Annotated in this window: 23 protein-coding genes; 19 read left to right on the forward strand and 4 right to left on the reverse strand. The window is 38.9% G+C overall.

The features are described 5' to 3' along the window. Positions 1–23 precede the first annotated feature (23 nt). The 8 genes from RT445_RS16490 (at position 24) to RT445_RS16525 (ending at position 6,172) form a co-directional block, all read left to right on the forward strand. Positions 24–1,292 carry a tetratricopeptide repeat protein gene (locus tag RT445_RS16490; protein ID WP_313471001.1) on the forward strand — a complete coding sequence of 423 codons (1,269 nt, stop codon included), beginning with the start codon at positions 24–26 and terminating at the stop codon, positions 1,290–1,292. Between the two features lie 14 nt (positions 1,293–1,306). Next, positions 1,307–1,864: a ReoY family proteolytic degradation factor gene (locus RT445_RS16495; protein WP_036123193.1), complete on the forward strand. Its 558-nt coding sequence runs from the start codon at positions 1,307–1,309 to the stop codon at positions 1,862–1,864. A 140-nt stretch (positions 1,865–2,004) separates the two neighbouring features. Then, positions 2,005–2,454: a DUF2487 family protein gene (locus tag RT445_RS16500; RefSeq protein ID WP_274796371.1), complete on the forward strand. Its 450-nt coding sequence runs from the start codon at positions 2,005–2,007 to the stop codon at positions 2,452–2,454. A 154-nt stretch (positions 2,455–2,608) separates the two neighbouring features. After that, positions 2,609–3,115 (forward strand): QcrA and Rieske domain-containing protein, encoded by a 507-nt coding sequence (locus RT445_RS16505; RefSeq protein WP_312505623.1) that lies wholly within the window; start codon positions 2,609–2,611, stop codon positions 3,113–3,115. Positions 3,116–3,132: 17 nt separating this feature from the next. Continuing rightward, positions 3,133–3,807 (forward strand): menaquinol-cytochrome c reductase cytochrome b subunit, encoded by a 675-nt coding sequence (qcrB, locus tag RT445_RS16510; protein WP_008181573.1) that lies wholly within the window; start codon positions 3,133–3,135, stop codon positions 3,805–3,807. Between the two features lie 41 nt (positions 3,808–3,848). Further along, positions 3,849–4,616: a menaquinol-cytochrome c reductase cytochrome b/c subunit gene (locus tag RT445_RS16515; protein ID WP_313471002.1), complete on the forward strand. Its 768-nt coding sequence runs from the start codon at positions 3,849–3,851 to the stop codon at positions 4,614–4,616. A 224-nt stretch (positions 4,617–4,840) separates the two neighbouring features. Beyond that, positions 4,841–5,437, forward strand: a complete 597-nt coding sequence (gene lhaT, locus RT445_RS16520; protein ID WP_312505622.1) for a lipoprotein heptaprenylglyceryl N-acetyltransferase LhaT — start codon at positions 4,841–4,843, stop codon at positions 5,435–5,437. A gap of 60 nt (positions 5,438–5,497) precedes the next feature. Next, positions 5,498–6,172, forward strand: coding sequence for a zinc metallopeptidase (locus RT445_RS16525; protein ID WP_313471017.1), 675 nt, complete (start codon positions 5,498–5,500; stop codon positions 6,170–6,172). A 55-nt stretch (positions 6,173–6,227) separates the two neighbouring features. On the opposite strand, the gene RT445_RS16530 is transcribed toward RT445_RS16525, so the two are convergent. Next, a complete protein-coding gene (locus RT445_RS16530) occupies positions 6,228–7,097 on the reverse strand; it encodes a YitT family protein (RefSeq protein WP_274796374.1) in 870 nt (289 codons plus the stop codon). A gap of 115 nt (positions 7,098–7,212) precedes the next feature. On the opposite strand from RT445_RS16530, the gene RT445_RS16535 reads away from it, so the two are divergent. The 6 genes from RT445_RS16535 to RT445_RS16560 all read left to right on the forward strand — a co-directional run bounded on the left by RT445_RS16535 (position 7,213) and on the right by RT445_RS16560 (position 12,251). Continuing rightward, the gene (locus RT445_RS16535; RefSeq protein WP_274796375.1) at positions 7,213–7,548 is read left to right on the forward strand and encodes a nucleotide pyrophosphohydrolase; all 336 of its coding nucleotides are present in this window, start codon (positions 7,213–7,215) and stop codon (positions 7,546–7,548) included. Beyond that, on the forward strand, positions 7,548–8,345 hold the full coding sequence (dapB, locus tag RT445_RS16540) for a 4-hydroxy-tetrahydrodipicolinate reductase (protein ID WP_313471005.1): 798 nt from the start codon (positions 7,548–7,550) through the stop codon (positions 8,343–8,345). Before RT445_RS16535 ends, dapB begins: the two co-directional genes overlap by 1 nt. Positions 8,346–8,364: 19 nt before the next feature. Beyond that, positions 8,365–8,769 (forward strand): methylglyoxal synthase, encoded by a 405-nt coding sequence (gene mgsA / locus RT445_RS16545; protein WP_274796376.1) that lies wholly within the window; start codon positions 8,365–8,367, stop codon positions 8,767–8,769. Positions 8,770–8,802: 33 nt separating this feature from the next. Continuing rightward, a complete protein-coding gene (gene bshA / locus RT445_RS16550) occupies positions 8,803–9,948 on the forward strand; it encodes an N-acetyl-alpha-D-glucosaminyl L-malate synthase BshA (RefSeq protein ID WP_274796377.1) in 1,146 nt (381 codons plus the stop codon). Then, positions 9,935–11,104 carry a CCA tRNA nucleotidyltransferase gene (locus RT445_RS16555; protein WP_313471008.1) on the forward strand — a complete coding sequence of 390 codons (1,170 nt, stop codon included), beginning with the start codon at positions 9,935–9,937 and terminating at the stop codon, positions 11,102–11,104. The genes bshA and RT445_RS16555 overlap by 14 nt, the downstream gene beginning before the upstream one ends. Positions 11,105–11,267: 163 nt before the next feature. Beyond that, positions 11,268–12,251 (forward strand): biotin--[acetyl-CoA-carboxylase] ligase, encoded by a 984-nt coding sequence (locus tag RT445_RS16560; RefSeq protein ID WP_313471010.1) that lies wholly within the window; start codon positions 11,268–11,270, stop codon positions 12,249–12,251. 43 nt (positions 12,252–12,294) lie between these two features. Here the strand turns inward: RT445_RS16560 and RT445_RS16565 are convergent, their stop codons facing one another. The 3 genes from RT445_RS16565 to RT445_RS16575 are packed head-to-tail and all read right to left on the reverse strand — an operon-like array spanning position 12,295 to position 14,046. Continuing rightward, positions 12,295–13,131, reverse strand: a complete 837-nt coding sequence (locus RT445_RS16565; protein ID WP_313471011.1) for a DUF4097 family beta strand repeat-containing protein — start codon at positions 13,129–13,131, stop codon at positions 12,295–12,297. Further along, positions 13,128–13,733: a DUF1700 domain-containing protein gene (locus RT445_RS16570; protein WP_312505616.1), complete on the reverse strand. Its 606-nt coding sequence runs from the start codon at positions 13,731–13,733 to the stop codon at positions 13,128–13,130. Before RT445_RS16570 ends, RT445_RS16565 begins: the two co-directional genes overlap by 4 nt. Continuing rightward, positions 13,726–14,046 (reverse strand): PadR family transcriptional regulator, encoded by a 321-nt coding sequence (locus tag RT445_RS16575; RefSeq protein ID WP_274796382.1) that lies wholly within the window; start codon positions 14,044–14,046, stop codon positions 13,726–13,728. Before RT445_RS16575 ends, RT445_RS16570 begins: the two co-directional genes overlap by 8 nt. A gap of 410 nt (positions 14,047–14,456) precedes the next feature. Between RT445_RS16575 and panB the strand changes: the two genes are divergently transcribed. From panB to RT445_RS16600, 5 genes are all read left to right on the forward strand, one after another. After that, positions 14,457–15,296: a 3-methyl-2-oxobutanoate hydroxymethyltransferase gene (gene panB / locus RT445_RS16580; RefSeq protein ID WP_313471012.1), complete on the forward strand. Its 840-nt coding sequence runs from the start codon at positions 14,457–14,459 to the stop codon at positions 15,294–15,296. Next, positions 15,293–16,147: a pantoate--beta-alanine ligase gene (panC, locus tag RT445_RS16585; RefSeq protein ID WP_274796384.1), complete on the forward strand. Its 855-nt coding sequence runs from the start codon at positions 15,293–15,295 to the stop codon at positions 16,145–16,147. Before panB ends, panC begins: the two co-directional genes overlap by 4 nt. 2 nt (positions 16,148–16,149) lie before the next feature. Then, positions 16,150–16,533: an aspartate 1-decarboxylase gene (gene panD / locus RT445_RS16590; protein WP_312505611.1), complete on the forward strand. Its 384-nt coding sequence runs from the start codon at positions 16,150–16,152 to the stop codon at positions 16,531–16,533. 217 nt (positions 16,534–16,750) lie between these two features. Then, entirely contained in the window at positions 16,751–18,901 is a 2,151-nt protein-coding gene (locus RT445_RS16595) for a 5'-nucleotidase C-terminal domain-containing protein (RefSeq protein WP_313471014.1), read from the forward strand. 181 nt (positions 18,902–19,082) lie between these two features. Beyond that, positions 19,083–20,227 (forward strand): exonuclease domain-containing protein (locus RT445_RS16600; protein ID WP_313471016.1); only part of this gene is annotated, 1,145 nt, incomplete at its 3' end.

The raw sequence follows: 20,227 nt of genomic DNA on the forward strand, positions 1-20,227 counted from the left end.
GGTATCAATGAAAGAATAGGTGAATGACTGTGAACAATGCGATGACTGAAATGATGCAAGCACTTGAACAAGGAGACTTAGCATTAATAGATCAGCTACTAGAATCATTTTTAATGAAGGAGCTACCCGAAGAGATTTATGCACTTGCTGAGATTTTTATGCAATATGGGTATATGAAAGAAGCTGACCGTGTGCTGGAGCATTTACAATTTTTATTCCCAGAAGAGGCACAGTTAAAAATAGATCGTGCAAATGTATTAATGGAGCTTGGTGATGAAGATGAAGCATTAGAATTATTATTAGAAATCGAAGAAACATCACCAGAATATCCTCAAGCTTTATTAGTTTTAGCTGATTATTATCAAATGCAAGGGTTATTTGAGGTGGCAGAAAAACGTATAAATGAAGCATTAGTGATTTTACCAGACGAGCCATTATTACATTTTGCAAAAGCAGAGCTGTTATTTGAAACAGGACGTTTTTTAGAGGCAGCAAGATTATATGAGGATTTATATGAACAGCAAGAGGAATTCGCTGGGATACAACTGGTTGAACGATTGGCCGAGGTGTACCGAGCAGGGGCAGCCTATGAAACAGCTTTCGATTATTATGTAAAGGCTCTTGAGGATGAGGTAAAGCCAGATATTTTATTTGGAGCCGCTTATTCTGCCTTTCAATCACAAAAATACGAGATGGCTATTAAACAATTAGAGGAATTAAAGGAATTAGATCCTGATTATTTTTCAGCCTATTTATTGCTTGCTGAAAGCTACGCTATGACAGAGGATAATTCAAAGGCCTATGCTGCCATTCAAGAGGGATTAAAACGCGATGAGTATGATAAATCACTTTATTTATTTGCTGGTAAAATGGCATTGAAAAATGGTTTACCAGAAGAAGCAGAACAACACCTAAGAGAAGCCATAGCGCTTGATCCTGAATATATGGAAGCGGTACTGGCACTTATTTCTGTGTTAGGCCAACAAGAGCGCCATGAGGATGTTATTGAATTATTTGAATCTTTACAGCAAAATGATTTTGAATGGAGCGCATTATATCCTTTTGCGGCAGAAGCATATGAAAATTTAGAATTGTACGACCGTGCATACGAATTTTACCGTTTGGCATATAATGATTTTAAGGAAGACGCAACATTTTTAGAGAAATATGTTTACTTCTTATTAGAGGAAGGAAAACGTTCAGAGGCAAAAGAGGTTCTTGGACAATTAATCAACATTCAACCGGGTGAACCAGAGTGGCAAGAGAAGTTAGAAACCTTAGAATTTGAGTAAAGGAGGGAGTGGGTATGACTGCTTCTGTATCAGTTGTTGATAAAAAAGCATTTGTTCGATGGTTTTTAAAAAATTATCAATTGAAACGTCGTGAGTGTGTATGGATTTTAAATTACTTATTAAGTAATGATGACCTATTAAAAAGAATCCGATTTGTGGAAGAAGCTCATTATTGTCCTAGGGCGATGGTGATGTCGACAGTAGACTCAACAGGTGTGCCTTTTCGTTTCTATAAAGGCAATGTAATGACGGCAGATGCTGAGAAGTCTTTCCATGATTTACGACTACATGAACAAGAAGATATGTATATACAATTGAATTTTCCAAATATACCACCAAGTGCACAATACTTAGCAGTTCTCGAAGAAAACCCTTATATGCCAGAAACACTGTTAGTCAGTGAAAAAGATCGTTTACTGGCAGAAGAGCTGCTTTCCAATAGCTTACTCGTATTCCAGGAAGAAAAATTACTCGCACAAATTGATGAAGCCCTCGACCAGGGAGATGAAGAGCGTTTTTATGAATTGTCTAATTTGTTACAAGCACTAAAGGAAACGGCCAATTTACGTTAATCATAGGTAAAATTTGAATGTCCTTTATCCACTTCAATATGGTAACATTACTAGTGAATGATTGTTTTCACTTTTAATTGGGTATCCTATTGAAGAGTGGATAAGGGATTTTTATTTTGCAATAAAAGGAGGTTTGTTGGATGTATTTTAATGCAAACGATGTGACATCGTTTATGGCACAGAAGGATTTCATTGATACTGCAATTGTTCCACTCGTATCCATTGATCTATCTTCTGAAAAAATGAAACAGAGTGGTGCGGAAGTAGATTTTGTTATGTCTTTAACTTCATTTATAGAGCAACAGTTTAAAGGCCGTTTACTAGTCATGCCACCATTTTCTTATATGACAACTTTAAAAAACGAAGATTTACCACAGCAATTAGAAGCACAATTACATAATGCTGGATTTAAGCATGTGTTCTTCATTACTTGTGACCATTTTTGGACAAATAGTGGGGATATAGTAAATATTATATGGTTACCAGCTATTCCATTAGAAAGTATGGATGCCAGTGTGAAAAAATCCATTCTGGAAGATCAACTACGACAAGTGATTCCGATGCTTTCGACCAAATGGGCACAGATTTAACAATTAGTTTCAATAAATGTTCACATTCTCCAGCTTTCCACAGAATGCTATATTGACCAAGCTATGGACTTGATATATCATATATATGTCCTAGTATTACTATTTGTAAAAGTATGTCCGTTGGACTGACCTTTAAGTTAGAGGGGGGAAAATAATGAGTAATAATCGAGTTTCACGTCGTCAATTTCTTAGCTATACACTAACTGGTGTAGGTGGATTTATGGCGGCAGGTATGCTAATGCCAATGCTTCGATTCGCAATTGATCCAGTGTTACAAAAGCATGATGGTGGAGATTTTGTTAAAACAGAGCATAAAATCGCTGACCTCACTGAAGAACCTGTAAAAGTTGACTTTTCATTCGAACAAGTTGATGCATGGTACAAATCGGATGTTACAAACGTAGCGTGGGTATACAAAAATGGCGATCAAATCATTGCCCTATCACCAGTATGTAAACATTTAGGATGTATGGTTGACTGGAATGGAGATTCTGCACACCCAGAACAATTCTTCTGCCCATGTCACGCAGGTCGTTATGAGAAAAACGGGAAAAACATTGCAGGTACACCACCTCTAGGTCCGTTGGATGAATTTGAAGTAAAAGAACAAGATGGCTATTTAATGATTGGTCCAGCAAAAGCAAATACTCTAGTTAAATAAGTAAGGGGGTACGACAAGTGCTAAATAAAATTTACGATTGGGTCGATGAACGCCTAGATATTACACCTATTTGGCGTGATATTGCCGACCACGAAGTGCCAGAGCACGTTAACCCTGCACATCATTTTTCAGCATTCGTTTACTGCTTTGGTGGATTAACATTCTTCATCACAGTAATTCAAATTCTATCTGGTATGTTCCTAACAATGTACTATGTACCAGACGTTGTGAATGCCTGGAAATCAGTTTATTATTTACAAAACGAAGTAGCATTTGGTGAAATCGTCCGCGGTATGCACCACTGGGGAGCTTCATTAGTTATCGTAATGATGTTCTTACATACGCTTCGTGTATTCTTCACAGGTTCTTATAAGAAACCTCGTGAGTTAAACTGGATGGTTGGTGTAGGTATTTTTGGTGTAATGATGGGTCTTGGCTTTACAGGATACTTATTACCATGGGATATGAAAGCATTATTCGCTACTAAAGTAGGTATCGAGATTGCTGCATCTGTACCGTTTATCGGTTCAATGATTAAAGTATTATTAGCGGGTGACACAACGATTCTAGGTGCTCAAACGTTAACACGATTCTTTGCGATTCATGTATTCTTCTTACCTGCAGTATTGTTTGGGTTACTTGCAGCGCACTTTATCATGATTCGTCGCCAAGGAATTTCAGGACCGTTGTAATTGTCTTGACGGTTCGATGATCTTTAAAAGGAGGGGACACTATGCATCGCGGAAAAGGAATGAAATTCGTCGGCGATTCTCGTATTAAAGCGAATCACAGAATGCCGAACGTTCCAAAGGATTATTCCGAATATCCAGGTAAGACGGAAGCTTTCTGGCCGAACTTCTTACTGAAGGAATGGATGGTAGGTGCTGTATTTTTAATTGGATACTTATTATTAACTGTCGCTCACCCGTCACCACTTGAAGGGCCGGCAGATCCAACTAGAGCATATACACCGCTACCGGACTGGTACTTCTTATTTATGTATCAACTTTTAAAATACTCATTTGCTTCTGGTCCATACAATGTAATCGGAGCAATTGTTATTCCAGGTCTTGCATTTGGAGCGCTATTATTAATGCCATTTTTAGACAAGGGTCCAGAACGTCGTCCATCTAAACGTCCATTACCAACAGCGTTTATGTTATTAACTTTAGCTGCTATGTTCTACCTAACTTGGGAGTCAGTTGTTAACCACGACTGGGAAGCTCAAAAAGCTATGGGTGCAATCGTAGAAACAGTAGAGTTCGATAAAGAATCTGAAGGTTATAAAATCTACGCTGGTTCTGCATGTATTACATGTCACGGTGAAGGCTTAGAAGGTGGGGCTGGTGCACCATCTCTAATGAACACTGGTTTAACAGCTGATGAAATTAAGGACATTGCTCATAATGGTCGTGGAAACATGCCACCAGGATTATGGACAGGTTCAGATGAAGATCTTCAAAAACTTGCTGAATTCATCGAAAGCTTAAAAGCAGAGTAATAGTAAAAGAGTCAGGAAACTGGCTCTTTTTTTCTACCTTGTTATAGTAATGGGACTGAAAGCCAAACTAAAAGGTTCCCGTGTGTAAAGAATTTTAGCGAAAAATGTCGAAAAGACGTTTAATCTAGGAATTAATAAGCGAATTAAATCAAAAAAATAACATATCCTAGGTCTCAAAGCTATACATACTGAATGTTTTTAAAAAGAGGAAGGAGTTGATGATGATGCAATTAACAAGAGCAAATATTTGGTTTCTTCTTACTCATAAAACTTTTTTAATCGCGCTATTAATTATTAATTTACTAGGTACAATTTATGGCTATTATTGGTATGGATGGCAGTTAGCCATTACAAAGCCTATTTTTTATATTTTTGTGCCAGATAGTCCGACAGCAAGTCTTTTCTTTTGTTTTGTGCTGATAGCTTGGATTATGGGTAAAAGTTGGCCACTCATGGAAGTGCTGGCACTCGTTACATTGGTAAAGTATGGCCTTTGGGCAGATGTCATGAATATTTGGACATTAATTGAAACAGGAACGATAGGCTGGCAAGGCTGGATGCTTGTAGGATCGCATTTTGCAATGGCTGTTCAAGCCATATTATATATGAAGAAATATGTTTTCTCTTATTGGCATGTAGCTATAGCTGCTGTATGGACGCTCCATAACGATGTTATTGACTATGTATTTGGTCAAATGCCTATGTATCGAGATTTAGCCGATTACACAAGCTATATTGGCTACTTCACGTTTTGGTTATCAATTGCATGTATTTTTCTTGCAATTTTCTCAATTAGATGGCGCAAATATTTGCCGAATTAGGGTATAAATTATAGAATTATAGTATCGAGGTAGAAAGGGGTTAGGATATTGTCAACAGGCATGTATATCGTTTATTTTGTTATTATTATGCTGCTACCACTTTACGCACAAATGAAGGTAAAAGGCACGTATAATAAGTTTGCAAAACAACGTACAATGAAGGGACAGACTGGTGCAGAAGTAGCGCGTGCGATTCTAGATGCGAACGGACTATATGATGTACGAGTTGTGCCAACGCAAGGTGTGTTGTCTGATCATTATAATCCGGCAACCAAAACAGTTGCTTTATCGGAAAGTAACTTTTATGAAGCGAGTGTTGCAGGTGCTGCGGTAGCTGCCCATGAGGTAGGTCACGCCATCCAACATAAAGAAGCTTATTCTATGCTTACACTACGTAGTAAGCTCGTTCCAGTAGCAAATATTTCTTCCAATATGTCTTGGGTATTTGTGATGATTGGTATTTTTGCAAGTAGCACGAATTTCTTGCTGTTAGGTATCATATTATTAGCAGCAGGTGTCGTTTTCCAATTAGTGACACTGCCAGTGGAATTTGATGCTTCGAAGCGTGCGTTAGTTCAAATGAATTCATTAGGTATCATTACTAACGAAGAAGAACGTCCAGCTCGAAAGGTGTTAAGTGCAGCCGCACTCACATATGTAGCAGCGGCAGCAGTAGCTGTACTTGAGTTATTACGTTTAATATTAATTTTCACAAATATGCGTAGCGACGACTAAGAAAAAACTTGTTATAGTGGTACACCACTATAGCAAGTTTTTTATCTTCGTATGCTTAATGAAGTGGCTGCTTTTGGTCATCTAGCGTGAAGCCTTCACCCGCAACATCTCGAACTTCTATTATCGAAACGAATGCGTGAGGATCAACTTCATGGACAATTGATTTTAAACGTACAACTTCATTGCGGCCAATTACACAGTATATTACCTCTTTAGGTTGCTTAGTAAAATGACCATGACCTTCTAAAATGGTGATACCTCGTTCCATTCTTAAGGCAATTGTTTCAGCAATCATACCCGACTTTTCAGAAATAATTAAAGCACCACGTGCAGCGTAGGCACCTTCTTGTACAAAATCAATGACACGTGCACCGACAAATACAGCTACTAGTGTATACATCATAGAACGTGCATCTAAGAAAGTTAACCACGAAAGAATGATAACAATGGCATCGAAGACAAACATGGTCTTACCCATACTCCATCCAAAGTATTTATGTCCAAGTCTCGCCAAGATGTCGACACCACCTGTTGTGCCGCCAAATCGGAAAACAATACCAAGACCAAGACCAACAAATACACCAGCAAAAAGGGCAACGAGTAGCATATCGTCCTCTAAATGAATGGTAAATTGATATTTTTGGAAAATTTTTAGAAAAAGAGATACAGATAAAGTGCCTACAAGTGTATAAACAAATGATTTTTTTCCAAGCAATCGATAACCTATAATAAACATGGGAATATTTAATAACAGGTTCATTAAGGCGGGATCCCAACCTAGTGTAAAATAAAGGATGAGAGTAATCCCACTTAGTCCACCTTCACCTAGCTGATTTTGAATGTTGAAGTGAACAAAGCCGAAGCTGAAAATGGCAGCTCCGAGCATAATTGCGATAATATTGCGAATTTTAATCTGTTTTAGCATTTGACCTCCTGAAGTTCCAAACAAATGAAGTTGTGTTATCTATTATCTGACATTTTATTGGTTTTGACAACAATGGTGTAAATTTTATACGATGGTAAATAGGAGTGTGATTTTTATGACAGAGCAACTATCAATGCAAGCATTGCAACAGCGTGTTGATGATTATATAGGACAATTCAAGGAAGGATATTTCCCACCATTCGAGCTACTTGCGCGTTTAACAGAGGAATTAGGTGAGCTGTCACGCGAGGTTCAAGATGTTTACGGACAAAAAAAGAAAAAGAGTACAGAGGACACAAATAGTATCGAAGAAGAGCTAGGAGATTTTTTCTTTGTACTAGTATGCTTTGCAAATGCACAAGGTATTAAACTAGATGAAGCACTTTTACGCGTCATACATAAATTTGAAACTAGAGATAAGGATCGCTGGACTAGAAAGGATGAAGAATGATGTCGATTCGTGTAGCTATTGCGGGAGCTAGAGGAAAAATGGGAGCTGAGGCTGTACATACGGTCATGAAACATGACAAAATGGAATTAGTAGCTGTACTAGATTATAAGGAAGTAGGAAAAACATTAGCTGATTTAGATATGTTTCCAGCAAGCTATACGATACCTATTTTTACAGAAATGCATGATCTTGTAGAAGCAACTGCACCCGATGTGTTAGTCGATTTAACTAACCCTCATGCAGTATACAAGCATACTAAGGAAGCATTGCATTTAAATGTCCGACCTGTAATTGGTACAACAGGATTTACAGAGGCACAACTAGAGGAATTATCAGCCATGGCTAAAGAAAAAGAGTTAGGCTGTATTATTGCACCTAACTTTGCGATTGGCGCTATCCTGATGATGAAATTTGCGAAAGAAGCGGCTAAATACTTGCCAGATGTAGAAATTATTGAAATGCACCATGATCAGAAGCTTGATGCACCATCTGGAACAGCAGTAAAAACGGCACAATTAATACAAGAGGTTCGTACGCCTAAGACGCAAGGACATCCAGAAGAAAAAGAAACCATTGAAGGTGCAAGAGGTGGAGACTTTGATGGCATGCGCATTCACTCCGTCCGTTTACCTGGTTTAGTGGCACACCAGCAAGTATTATTTGGAGGAGATGGGCAGCTACTAACGATTCGTCATGATTCATTAAACAGAAACTCCTTTATGTCAGGTGTTGCTTTTTGCATAGAAGAGGTTATGAAAATGGATCAGCTTGTTTATGGTTTAGAAAACATCATCTAAAGATTGGGATGGAAGCTATATGAAAATCGCATTGATTGCACATGATCGTAAAAAAGATAATTTAGTACAGTTTGCTATTGCTTACCAAGATATTTTACATGAACATACGCTTTATGCTACCGGCACAACAGGACAACGTGTAATCGAGGCTACTGGCTTAGAGGTAACGCGTTTTCGCTCAGGGCCACTTGGTGGCGACCAACAAATTGGCGCTATGATTGCCAATAATGATATGGACATGGTTATTTTTTTCCGTGATCCATTAACAGCACAACCACATGAGCCAGATGTTTCTGCACTTATCCGTCTTTGTGATGTTTACCAAGTGCCACTGGCGACAAATATGGGAACAGCAGAAATATTACTAAAAGGCCTACAAGAGGGCTTTGTGGATTGGAGACTGATACAAGAAAGACGCAATTAATAAAAGACGTGATTTAGAAAGGATGATCATCGAATGAAAAAGCTAAAAATCGGCATTACCTGTTATCCTACAGTTGGTGGCTCTGGTGTCATTGCAACAGAATTAGGCAAAATGCTTGCAGAAAGAGGACATGAAATTCATTTCATTACCTCAAGCGTACCATTTCGATTGAATAAAATTTATCCAACCGTCTTTTTCCATGAAGTCGAAGTTAATAATTATTCAGTGTTTCAATATTCTCCATACGATATTGCATTAGCGAGTAAAATGGCAGACGTCATAAAGGATGAAGAGTTGGATGTGTTGCATGTGCATTATGCCATTCCACATGCAGTATGTGCGGTATTAGCACGTGAAATGAGTGGTAGAGATATTGGCATCGTCACAACCCTTCATGGCACAGATATTTCGGTGCTGGGGCAAGATTCTACGTTATCACAGGCCATTAAGTATGGAATTGATAAATCTGATATTGTGACAACCGTGTCACAAGCATTAAAAGAACAAACCTATGAGTTAATTGATACAGTAAAACCAATTGAAACGATTTATAACTTTGTGGATGAACGTGAATACTTCCCTCGTAATTCAGGAAACTTAAAAGAGCAATTTGGTATTCAAGAAGATGAAAAAGTCCTCATACATGTATCTAACTTCCGTAAAATTAAAAATCTTCCACATGTTGTAGATGCTTTTATGAAAATTCGTGCAAACATGAAGGCAAAGCTCCTACTAGTTGGAGATGGTCCTGAAAAGCATCGTGTTATGGACCAAGTAAAGGGAAGTCCCTATATGAAGGATGTTTTATTTTTAGGAAAACAAGAAAACTTGGCTGAATTATATGCGATTAGTGATTTGAAACTATTACTTTCACAGCAGGAATCGTTTGGACTGGTTTTATTAGAAGCAATGGCTTGTGGTGTACCTTGTATTGGGTCCAATGTAGGTGGCATCCCAGAAGTCATTGAACATGGCGTAGATGGCTATATTGTTGAATTAGGGGATACAGATGCAGTAGCTGAGTATGCTACTCAATTATTGCAAGATGAAGAACAACTATTGCGTTTCCGAGAAGCGGCTATTCGTGCAGTAAGTGAAAAATTCCATTCAACAAAAATTGTTAAACAATATGAAAATTTGTATGAGAAGGTTGCGGAAAGAAATCATGCAAAACAATAATGAATGGCAGGCAGCCTTTTTTGTAATCGAACAGCTAGAACAGGCAGGATTTGAGGCTGTTATTGTTGGTGGGGCTGTAAGAGATGCTTTACTCAATCGGCCTGCCCATGATGTAGATGTTGCAACAAATGCCTTGCCTGAAGAAGTAAAATCTGTCTTTCCACGGACAGTTGATATTGGGATTCAGCATGGGACGGTACTTGTTATCGTGCCCGCTGGACCTGTTGAAGTGACTACCTACAGGACAGATGGGGAATATACGGACCACCGCCGTCCAGAAAAAGTACAGTTTGTGCGTTCCTTGCAAGAGGATTTACAACGTCGTGATTTTACGATGAATGCCATTGCTATGCGTCGTGACGGTTCTTTTGTAGATTATTACGGTGGGCGTCAAGATATCGAGAAGCATATTATTCGAGCTGTTGGTGATGCACCAAATCGCTTTGCAGAAGATGCTTTACGGATGCTGAGAGCGATTCGCTTTTCCGCGCAGCTTGATTTTACAATCGAGGCAAATACATTGACAGCCATCCAACAAAAAGCCGCTGATCTGGCTTTTATTGCAAAAGAACGCATAAAAGCAGAGCTGGATAAGCTTTGGGTAGGACAAACAGTTTTTGGTGGTCTACAGAAATTAGAGGAAAGCGGTTTGACTGCCTATTTAATAGGAGATTTTCATGCTGCGCATTGGCTTGAATTTCATACACAGGACAAGCGCTTGGGCTGGGCCTATTTTGCTTTACTGCAAGGGACAGATTGGCGGGGGGTTTTGCGAGATTATCGACTATCAAATAAAGAAATGGCGTTTGTCAAATCGGTTTTAAGTGCCTATGATGCTCTAAAAGGTGGATGGACAAACACACATTATTTTATGTACACAGAGCAGGAGCTAGAGGCGGCACGCTATTTTGCCCAGCTGACTCAATTGGACGCTCCTATACCTCGGCTGTCTGTAAGAGAGTTACAGGCAATGCTACCCATTAAACAGAAGCAAGAATTAGTGGTGAATGGGGCAGATTTACTGAAATGGTCAGGAAAAAAAGGTGGACCTTGGGTAAAAGAAGCCTTGGAGGACATGCTGACAGCCATTCTTCATCATGAGCTTCAAAATGATCGACAACAAATACGAAACTGGCTGGAGCTACACTATTTCTAGAAAGGCTTCACTTACTTTAAGCCATATTATATACAGCAAATTGCCGTCTCAAAAATGTGGGACGGCTTTTTTCTTTGGTGGTCATTTACGTTAATTTACAGTATGATAAAGACAAAATAGGTACATAAAAAATAGCACAGTTGACTAAAGGATTGATGTGAAGATGACAATTTCGATGAAGGATGAAATTTTAAAAAGAATACTAGCTGCAGATGGTGAAGCTGTTTCAGGTCAGGAACTTGCAGATTCTCTTGGTGTCTCAAGGACGGCAATCTGGAAGCACATGCAGACATTACAGGAGGAAGGCTATACATTTGAAACAATTAAGAAAAAGGGTTATGTTTTGACAGGCGTACCAAATAGCTTGAATCCAACACAAATCGAGCTTTTTTTAAAGACCGAGCATTTTGGTCGTGAAATTCATTATTTCGATGTAGTGGATTCTACACAAACTATTGCACATAAGCTTGCCCAAGAAGGGGCTCCACATGGAACGATTATCATTGGGGAGGAGCAAACAGCGGGTCGTGGTCGAATGGCTCGTCCTTGGGAATCGGCACATGGCACAGGAATTTGGATGACGATTATCGTACGTCCAGATGTGACACCCCAGCAGGCATCCTCTTATACACTTGTAGTGGCAGTAGCGGTAACGATGGCCATCAAAACATTATATGAGCATGTAGAACCATTAATTAAATGGCCAAATGATTTGTTGATTAATGGCAAAAAGTGTACTGGAATATTAACAGAGATGCAGGCAGAGGCAGATCTTGTTCAGGCTTTACTTGTTGGCATTGGCATAAATGCAAATCAAGAGGCTACTGATTTCTCACCTGATATTGCAGATATTGCTACTTCTCTACGTCTAGAAGCTGGCGAAGAAATCAATCGGGCAGCATTGGTGGCCTCCATTTTACACTATTTAGAACAATTTACAGAGCTCTATGTAAATGAAGGTTTTGCAAGTATTAAAACACTGTGGCAGCAATTGTCCTGTACCATTGGTCAACGTATTGGGGTGACAACATTACGAGAACGTTTTGAAGGGGTTGCTAGTGGAATTACAGACGATGGCGTCCTCCAGCTTACCCAAGATGATGGGACAATACGAACGATTTATGCAGGTGACATCAAAATTATATAAAAAAGAAGCTGCAATGAACGTCTTGTTCTTGCAGCTTCTTCATTTACTTGAAAGTTACATCTAAATCACCTTGTGATAAAGATATATGTAGCTGATCATTACCATTGTTTACTTGAGTAACTGTACTACTTTGTTCTTCGTCATTAATTGTGAGATCACCGAAGTTTGTTATGAAGTTATAGCCTAGATTAGATTGTTTGTTTTGTAAGCGAAGGGTCGTATCACCAAAGCTTGACGTAATGGTTGATTGACCATTTAATGTCCCATCTATACTGATATCTCCATGTTCACTTTTAATACTAATACCGTTACTAGCAAGGCGTTGGAGTGTCAAATCACCAAAGGACTGAGTAATCTCTGTGTTGTTACCAATTATGTTGGTAAAGGTAGCATCTCCGTAATCTTGCACTAGGTTAAGCTGCTGATAATGTAGCTCGTGAATGGCTATATCACCGAAGTCGCTATCTATAGTAACAGCATCTATATTTGCATCCTTTGGTACATAGAGCTTGATCGAAGGAGATGAAAAGCTTCCAAAGCCAATTTGGAAATCACTCTTTTTCTTCGCTACGGTTTCAATCGTTAAAGTCCCATCTTCAATATAATAGGTCACATCCTGCTGCTTAAGGACCTTTGTGTCTAATTTATAGTCGTTATCACTAGCAACAATATCAATATCGCCATATTCATTTACGATCTTGATATTTGTAAATGCATCTAATTTGTGAGAATGACTTACTAATTTAGTAGAGCTTGGTACGTGAAGACCCTCTGCATCTTTTTCAATAAACCAGCGACCACCTGAAAAATAGCCGACCAGTGCAAGTAAAATACCTAAAGCAATCATGGTCATAGCAATTAGCGTATTTTTTGATGTCATTTAGAAGCCCCCTTTCCCTTTTTTGTTATTTTGTGAAATAGTCTCCCTAATGTTTCAACTGAGACAAGAACCGTTTTCTTGATAAAACGAGCGACAATAGGAAAGAGTAGGACACCTAAGCCCGTTACAATCAATCCGACACCCATAAAGAGCAGAGCGGTAGGCCAATGCTCTGTTAAAATCAGGAGGCCAGATATAAGCGCCACAACACCACCGACAAAGATACTAATGACTGTAGCGATAATAGCAAAGATTAAACTGACAATGACTGCGCCAAATGAAAAAATAAGTGCGATTGCAGTAGCAAGTAATGGCAATGAAAGGGGCGCAGATAGGATGGCTAAAATAATAAGCCAAATAGCCGATATATTCTTTTTTGTCGATTTTGCCGAGGAGGTATCCAAATCCTTCAATGCGAAATCAGCTAATATTTGTGAGGCGACATGTGAAGGAGAGCCAAGTTGTGAAATAACTTGTTGCTCATTTTCTTCTCCTGCTTCCTCGAAGTATTCCTCATAATAGGCAATTGCAGCGTCAAACTCATGCGCAGGAAGCCGACGCAATTTGCCTCGTAGCTGTTTCAAATAGCTAGCTCTATCCATCTAATTTCCCTCCTAAAAGTACACAATCAACCTTTTCCTTATACACTTGCCATTCTTTTAATAGCTCTAATAACCGAATACGTCCTTGCTCTGTAATTTGATAATAGCGTCTATTTCTGCCTTGATAGGGCTGATCGTAGGTTGTTAAGTAATGCGCTTTTTGTAAGCGACGTAAAACGGGGTACAGTGTAGATTCCGAAATCTCCATGACGGATTGTACTTGCTGTGTTAGTGAGTAACCATAGGCGTCCTCTTTGTCGACAATAGCGAGTACACAAGCGTCAAGTAAAGCTGAACCAAGCTGAAATGTCATCTTTCCACCTCACATGTAATACTTATATTTCATTTTATATTATATATCGTATAGTATGTGGATAGTATATGACGTATAGTATTAATTGTCAATTAGTTAAAATAAACTCTGTTATTATAAGAAAATAATATTTGAAGATTACGAGGATTATTGTTATAGTATGTGCTGAAGGGCAGTATCCATTGTGAACGGCACCTTCACAAGCGCAAGGTCCAATACAACAAATATCTGCCTTGATCTTTTCAGACAGGGACGGAAGAAAACACGCGTTCAACATAGCTGCGAGCTATCGCCTCTTGTCAACACTTCATCAAGAGGTATTTTGTGACGAACGAAACACTACCCTTCTGTCTATTTTCGAAAACAGAAGGGTTTTTCTGTTTTCTTCCCTTAAAAAGGAGGACTACAAATTGAAAACGACTACAGATTTTTTAAAGATGAAAGCGGCCGGTGAAAAAATTGTCATGGTGACAACCTATGATTATCCCGCTGCTAGATTTGCTGAAGACGCTGGTGTAGATATGGTACTAGTCGGTGATTCACTTGGGATGGTCGTGCTTGGCTATGATTCTACAATGCCAGTGACTGTAGCGGATATGGTGCATCACGCTAAGGCGGTTCGACGTGGTGCGAAGAATACGTTTATTGTCGTTGATATGCCATTTGGTTCTTATCATGGCGATGTCAATGAAGCATTAAAAACGGCTGTTGACATGATGCAACAAACAGGAGCCGATGCTTTAAAGGTTGAGGGTGCAGGAGAGGTCATTTCGGTCATACGTAAACTTACATCAGCCGGTATTCCAGTAGTAGCGCATTTAGGTTTATTACCACAATCAGCAGGTGTGCTTGGTGGTTATAAAGTACAGGGAAAAACGGCAGAACAGGCTGCTACCCTTATAGAGGATGCAAAGAAATGTGAAGAAGCAGGAGCTTGTGCTGTCGTGTTAGAATGTATCCCACATCAGCTAACAAAAATTGTTTCAGCTAGCCTTGTGATCCCGACGATTGGTATAGGTGCAGGAGTAGAAGCTGATGGACAAGTGTTGGTTTATCATGACATGTTAAGCTATGGCTCACACCATGTGCCTAAGTTTGTTCAGCAATTTGCTAATATGGGGAAAGAAGCAAGTACTGGTATGCTTCACTATGTTGAAGCAGTCAAAGCGGGTACATTCCCTGCACCTAAGCATTTCTTCACAATGAAAGAGGAAGCGTTAGATCAGCTATATGGGGGCGTCAAAGCATGAAAGTAGTCACTACCATACAAGCATTAAGAGTAGAAATTGATGCAGCAAAGCAGGCTCATAAAACGATAGGTCTTGTCCCAACGATGGGCTATTTACATGAAGGTCATTTGACATTGGCAAAAACAGCACGTGCAGAAAATGATCTAGTTATTATGAGCATTTTCGTCAATCCAACACAATTTGGACCGAACGAGGATTTTGAAAGCTATCCTCGGGATTTACCTAGAGATACCGCTTTAGCACAATCTGTAGGTGTTGATATTGTGTTCGCTCCAAGTGCGGAAGAAATGTATCCGCATGATGGTGGTATTCGAATACATGCTGGTGAACAGGCAACAATTCTTTGTGGTGCGAGTCGACCAGGTCATTTTGATGGTGTGCTACAGGTTGTCTCAAAATTATTCCACTTAACACAACCAACTCGGGCTTATTTCGGACAAAAGGATGCACAGCAGGTTGCGATTATTGCTACAATGGTACGTGATTTTAACTTCCCATTGGAATTGCGAGTAGTCCCAATAGTGCGTGAGGAGGACGGTTTAGCCAAATCTTCTCGCAATATCTATTTAAGTGAATCAGAGCGACAGGAGGCTCCTGCGATTAATGAAGCTTTGCAATTGGCACGTGATAGCTTTTTAGCGAATGGTGATGCTGAGCGCGCACTGGTTAAAGCGAAAGCGCATATTCATGCACGAACGCATGGCCGAATTGACTATATTGAGTTATTAGCGTACCCCGATCTAACACCAGTAACTGCAACGACACAGCAAGTCCTGTTGGCAGCAGCCGTCTATATTGGCAAAACACGCTTAATTGATAATTGTATTTTTACTGTGAAAGAAGGACTGTAAAGATGTTACGAATGATGATGAATAGTAAAATCCACCGTGCAACAGTGACACAGGCCGATCTAAATTATGTCGGCTCCATAACAATTGATGAAGATATTTTAGATGCGGTAGGTATGCTGGCGAATGAAAAGGTACATGTCGTTAACAATAATAATGGAGCCCGCTTTGAAACATATATTATTGCTGGTGAGCGAGGTTCCGGTGTAATTTGCGTTAATGGCGCAGCTGCACGACTTGTACAACGTGGCGATATTGTAATTATTATTTCCTATGTATATGTGGATAATCATGAGGCAAAAGAGCATAAACCAACCGTTGCCATTATGGGTGAGGGTAATAGGATTAAAGAAATGATTACACATGAGCCTGAAGCCACGGTGATGTGATCAGATTATAGATAGAAGAAAGGAGGATTGGCAAATGCTTTGTCAATCCTCCTTTTTGATTGCATCTATTACAAAAGTAACTGGTAAAATTTTGTTTTTCTTACTATTAAACTAGTTTTTAAAATTATAATTTTACAAATGTTCTAGTATTTTGGGTCATATTTATGTAGAATTTAGTTGTAAGTACATCAATTTACTAGTGGAGGTATCATTTGTAATGGAAAATAAACGTAACAAATTTTTAACAGTAACTGCCGCGGCATTGGCTGTAACAGCGGTAGCAGTAGCGCCAGCATCGGCAGCAAGTCCTTTTTCAGATGTAAAAGAAAGCCATGCAAACTTTGAAGCCATTTCTACACTTTATGCAGCAGGGATTATTAGCGGGTATCCAGATGGTACATTCAAACCAGATACAAATGTCACACGTGGACAAGCAGCAAAAATGATTGCAGGCGCATTAAAGCTAGATACAAAAGATGTGGAGAATCCAAACTATAAAGATATTGATGTTTCTAATCCATATTACGGTCCAATTGCAGCACTTGCAGGATTAGAAGTGATTACAGGCTATGGTGATAATACTTTCCGTCCAAATCAAACAATTACACATGGTGATTTAGCTAAAATTTTAGCGTCTATTCCAACATTACCAGAGCTAGAAAGTGCTAAAAACCACGCGGCAACTGATAAAGTTACACGTGGACAGCTTGCAACATTGATTGCAGAAGCTTTAACAAAATCAAGCACAGAAACACCAGAAACTCCTGAAACACCAGAGAAACCTGAAACGCCTGAAGGTGCATTTTCTCTATCTATTTTACATGTGAATGATACACATGCTCGTGCAGAGAAGTTACCTCAATTAGCAACAGCGGTTAAGGAGCAACGTGAAACGAAGAAAAATGTCTTAACTTTACACGCTGGAGATGCATTTAGTGGAACACTATATTTTAACGAATTTAAAGGAAAAGCTGACTTAGCGCTATTAAATGAAATTGGCTTTGATGCAATGGTATTCGGTAACCATGAATTTGATTTAGGTTCTTCACCAGAAGGTCATCAGGCATTAGCAGATTTTGTTAAGGCTGCTAAATTCCCATTTGTGGATGCCAATACAGATTTTTCAGCAGATGATAAATTCACTGGTTTATTTACAGACTTAATTTCAAGTGAACCTGAAAATGGCAAAATTTATTCAGGGATTGTGAAAGAAATTGATGGCGAAAAAGTAGGTATATTCGGCTTAACAACAGAAGAAACATTGGATATTGCTTCTCCTGATAAAGTGACTTTTACAAATTACATCGATGAAGCGAAAAAAGCAGTAGCTGCCTTTGAAGGAATGGGTGTTAACAAAATTATTGCTTTAACACATATTGGCTACAATGATAATCCAAATGTTGATAATGATATTTTACTAGCGAAAAACGTACCAGGAATTGATGTCATCGTTGGTGGACATGACCATACAAAATTAGAAGAGCCAGTTGTTGTTGATACAAACACAGTGGGTGAAGCAAAAGAGGCAACATTAATCGTACAAGCTAATGAATATGTAAATTATTTAGGCACACTTGACGTAACATTTGATGGAAATGGTGTTGTTACAGAGTATGGTGGCGAATTAATCGACCTTGGCAAAGTTGCACAAGACGAGGCTTTAGTGAAGTTACTTGAACCATTTAAAGCTAAAGTAAATGAAGTAAGCAACAAGGAAATTGGTGTGAAAATTGCTGAGGAGTTAGCAAATCCACGTGCAACTGAAGAAAATTTAGAAAGTGTACGTAGTAATGAAACAGCTCTAGGTAATATCATTACTGATGGTATGTTGGCAAAGGCACAAAAATATACAGATAAAACTGTTGTGATGGCTTTACAAAATGGCGGTGGTATTCGTGCGGCGATTCCAGCTGGTAATATTACAGTTGGTCAAGTGATTACGGTATTACCATTTGGTAACACATTAGCATTAATGGATGTTACAGGTGCAGAGTTAAAGGCTGCATTTGAAGTATCTCTGAAAAGTGCACCAAAAGAAAACGGTGGTTTCCTACACATTGGTGGAGCGAAATTACAATATGATTCTTCAAAAGAAGCTGGCTCACGTGTAGTATCTATCGAATATTTAGATAAAGCAACTGGAAAGTATGTTGCTTTAGAAGATACGAAAACATATACAGTAGCAACAAATGCTTTCACTGCTAAAGGTGGGGACGGCTTTGATATGTTTGCTAAAGCATATGAAGAAGGTCGCGTTACAGACTTAGGTTTATCTGATTGGGAAAACCTACAAGAACAATTACTTTCATTAAAAGAAGTAAAAACAACAACAGAAGGTCGTATTGTTGATCTTGCTAAAAAACAATAATCGAATAGCTTGAATTACTATTTTATTTAACTACTATTCATTTACGCAACCTTAGGGGCTTCCTCTAAGGTTGTGTTTTTTTGTATAGATTAAGTGATTTTACAAGGAGGAGAAAGGATGCTGCAAAGCCAAATCTATGATAAAATTCAACTTATCTAATGTGAACTGTGAGTTGAGATGTATGATGGAAAGTCAAAAATATGCCATTGTCGATTTGGAGACAACGGGTCATTCACCAGCCAATGGGGACCGGATGATTCAAATAGCAATTGTTATTATGAAGGATTGGAAAATTGAGCGTACTTATACGAAGTTCATTAATCCAGGAAAAACCATTCCATCTTTCATTCAAGATTTAACGCATATAACGGATGAAGATGTAAAGGATGCCTTGCCATTTGAGGCACATGCGGATTACATATATGAGCTATTAGCAGACTGTGTGTTTGTCGCACATAATGCAGATTTTGACTTATCCTTTTTACAAGCAGAGTTTAAGCGAGCAGGACTTCCGAAGTGGCAAGGTAAAAAAATGGACACGGTGGAGCTTGCTAAAATTTTATTTCCTATGTCCCTTGGCTTTAAGCTAGGCGATTTAGCGGCAGATTTAAATATTGAGCTAGCCAATGCGCATCGGGCAGATGATGATGCACTGGCAACAGCAGAATTATTCAGATATTGCTGGAGGGAGCTTTTAAACCTTCCTCAGCTAACGTTGGAACAGATGCATAAACGTTCTTTCCGTTTGAAATCAAATGTTTCCCAGCTCTTTTTTGAGGCTTTGCAAATTAAACGACAGCATGTGACAGGTCATGAGAATGTACATTATTACCGCAATTTTGCCATTTGCAATGGTCGCAATAAGCATGAAAATGCATCAGAACCACTAGCCTATCCGCAAACAGTAACTGAAAAGATAGCTTTAATGTCAAAGGCCCTTGCGAATTTTGAGGAACGTCCAGCACAATTTGAGATGATGGACACGATCTGGCAGGCATTACATGAACAAAAGGAATGTGTGATTGAAGCCTCCACTGGTATTGGCAAAACGGCTGGCTATTTATTGCCTGCGATTTTGTACGCCCGTGCTATCGATAAAAAGATTGCCATTAGTACGTATACATCATATCTACAGGAACAGCTTGTAGAGGAGGAACTACCTAAGATTGAAAAAATCCTAGGAACAAAAGTAAATGTATGCGTACTAAAGGGAATGCAACATTATATTGATCTTGAACGCTTTGAGCAATGTATGGCCCATGCAGATGAGTCCTATGATGAAACATTTACTATTCTACAAATACTTGTGTGGCTTACTAAAACAGA

It is taken from the genome of Lysinibacillus sp. (assembly GCF_032093475.1).
In the GTDB taxonomy this organism is placed as follows: domain Bacteria; phylum Bacillota; class Bacilli; order Bacillales_A; family Planococcaceae; genus Lysinibacillus; species Lysinibacillus irui.

Excerpts from the sequence above, each read along its gene's own strand:
- RT445_RS16490 (WP_313471001.1), top strand. The coding sequence starts at position 24 with ATGACTGTGAACAATGCGATGACTGAAATGATGCAAGCACTTGAACAA.
- RT445_RS16495 (WP_036123193.1), top strand. The coding sequence starts at position 1,307 with ATGACTGCTTCTGTATCAGTTGTTGATAAAAAAGCATTTGTTCGATGG.
- RT445_RS16500 (WP_274796371.1), top strand. The coding sequence starts at position 2,005 with ATGTATTTTAATGCAAACGATGTGACATCGTTTATGGCACAGAAGGAT.
- RT445_RS16505 (WP_312505623.1), top strand. The coding sequence starts at position 2,609 with ATGAGTAATAATCGAGTTTCACGTCGTCAATTTCTTAGCTATACACTA.
- RT445_RS16515 (WP_313471002.1), top strand. The coding sequence starts at position 3,849 with ATGCATCGCGGAAAAGGAATGAAATTCGTCGGCGATTCTCGTATTAAA.
- lhaT (WP_312505622.1), top strand. The coding sequence starts at position 4,841 with ATGCAATTAACAAGAGCAAATATTTGGTTTCTTCTTACTCATAAAACT.
- RT445_RS16525 (WP_313471017.1), top strand. The coding sequence starts at position 5,498 with ATGTATATCGTTTATTTTGTTATTATTATGCTGCTACCACTTTACGCA.
- RT445_RS16530 (WP_274796374.1), bottom strand. The coding sequence starts at position 7,097 with ATGCTAAAACAGATTAAAATTCGCAATATTATCGCAATTATGCTCGGA.
- RT445_RS16535 (WP_274796375.1), top strand. The coding sequence starts at position 7,213 with ATGACAGAGCAACTATCAATGCAAGCATTGCAACAGCGTGTTGATGAT.
- dapB (WP_313471005.1), top strand. The coding sequence starts at position 7,548 with ATGTCGATTCGTGTAGCTATTGCGGGAGCTAGAGGAAAAATGGGAGCT.
- mgsA (WP_274796376.1), top strand. The coding sequence starts at position 8,365 with ATGAAAATCGCATTGATTGCACATGATCGTAAAAAAGATAATTTAGTA.
- bshA (WP_274796377.1), top strand. The coding sequence starts at position 8,803 with ATGAAAAAGCTAAAAATCGGCATTACCTGTTATCCTACAGTTGGTGGC.
- RT445_RS16555 (WP_313471008.1), top strand. The coding sequence starts at position 9,935 with ATGCAAAACAATAATGAATGGCAGGCAGCCTTTTTTGTAATCGAACAG.
- RT445_RS16560 (WP_313471010.1), top strand. The coding sequence starts at position 11,268 with ATGACAATTTCGATGAAGGATGAAATTTTAAAAAGAATACTAGCTGCA.
- RT445_RS16565 (WP_313471011.1), bottom strand. The coding sequence starts at position 13,131 with ATGACATCAAAAAATACGCTAATTGCTATGACCATGATTGCTTTAGGT.
- RT445_RS16570 (WP_312505616.1), bottom strand. The coding sequence starts at position 13,733 with ATGGATAGAGCTAGCTATTTGAAACAGCTACGAGGCAAATTGCGTCGG.
- RT445_RS16575 (WP_274796382.1), bottom strand. The coding sequence starts at position 14,046 with ATGACATTTCAGCTTGGTTCAGCTTTACTTGACGCTTGTGTACTCGCT.
- panC (WP_274796384.1), top strand. The coding sequence starts at position 15,293 with ATGAAAGTAGTCACTACCATACAAGCATTAAGAGTAGAAATTGATGCA.
- panD (WP_312505611.1), top strand. The coding sequence starts at position 16,150 with ATGTTACGAATGATGATGAATAGTAAAATCCACCGTGCAACAGTGACA.
- RT445_RS16595 (WP_313471014.1), top strand. The coding sequence starts at position 16,751 with ATGGAAAATAAACGTAACAAATTTTTAACAGTAACTGCCGCGGCATTG.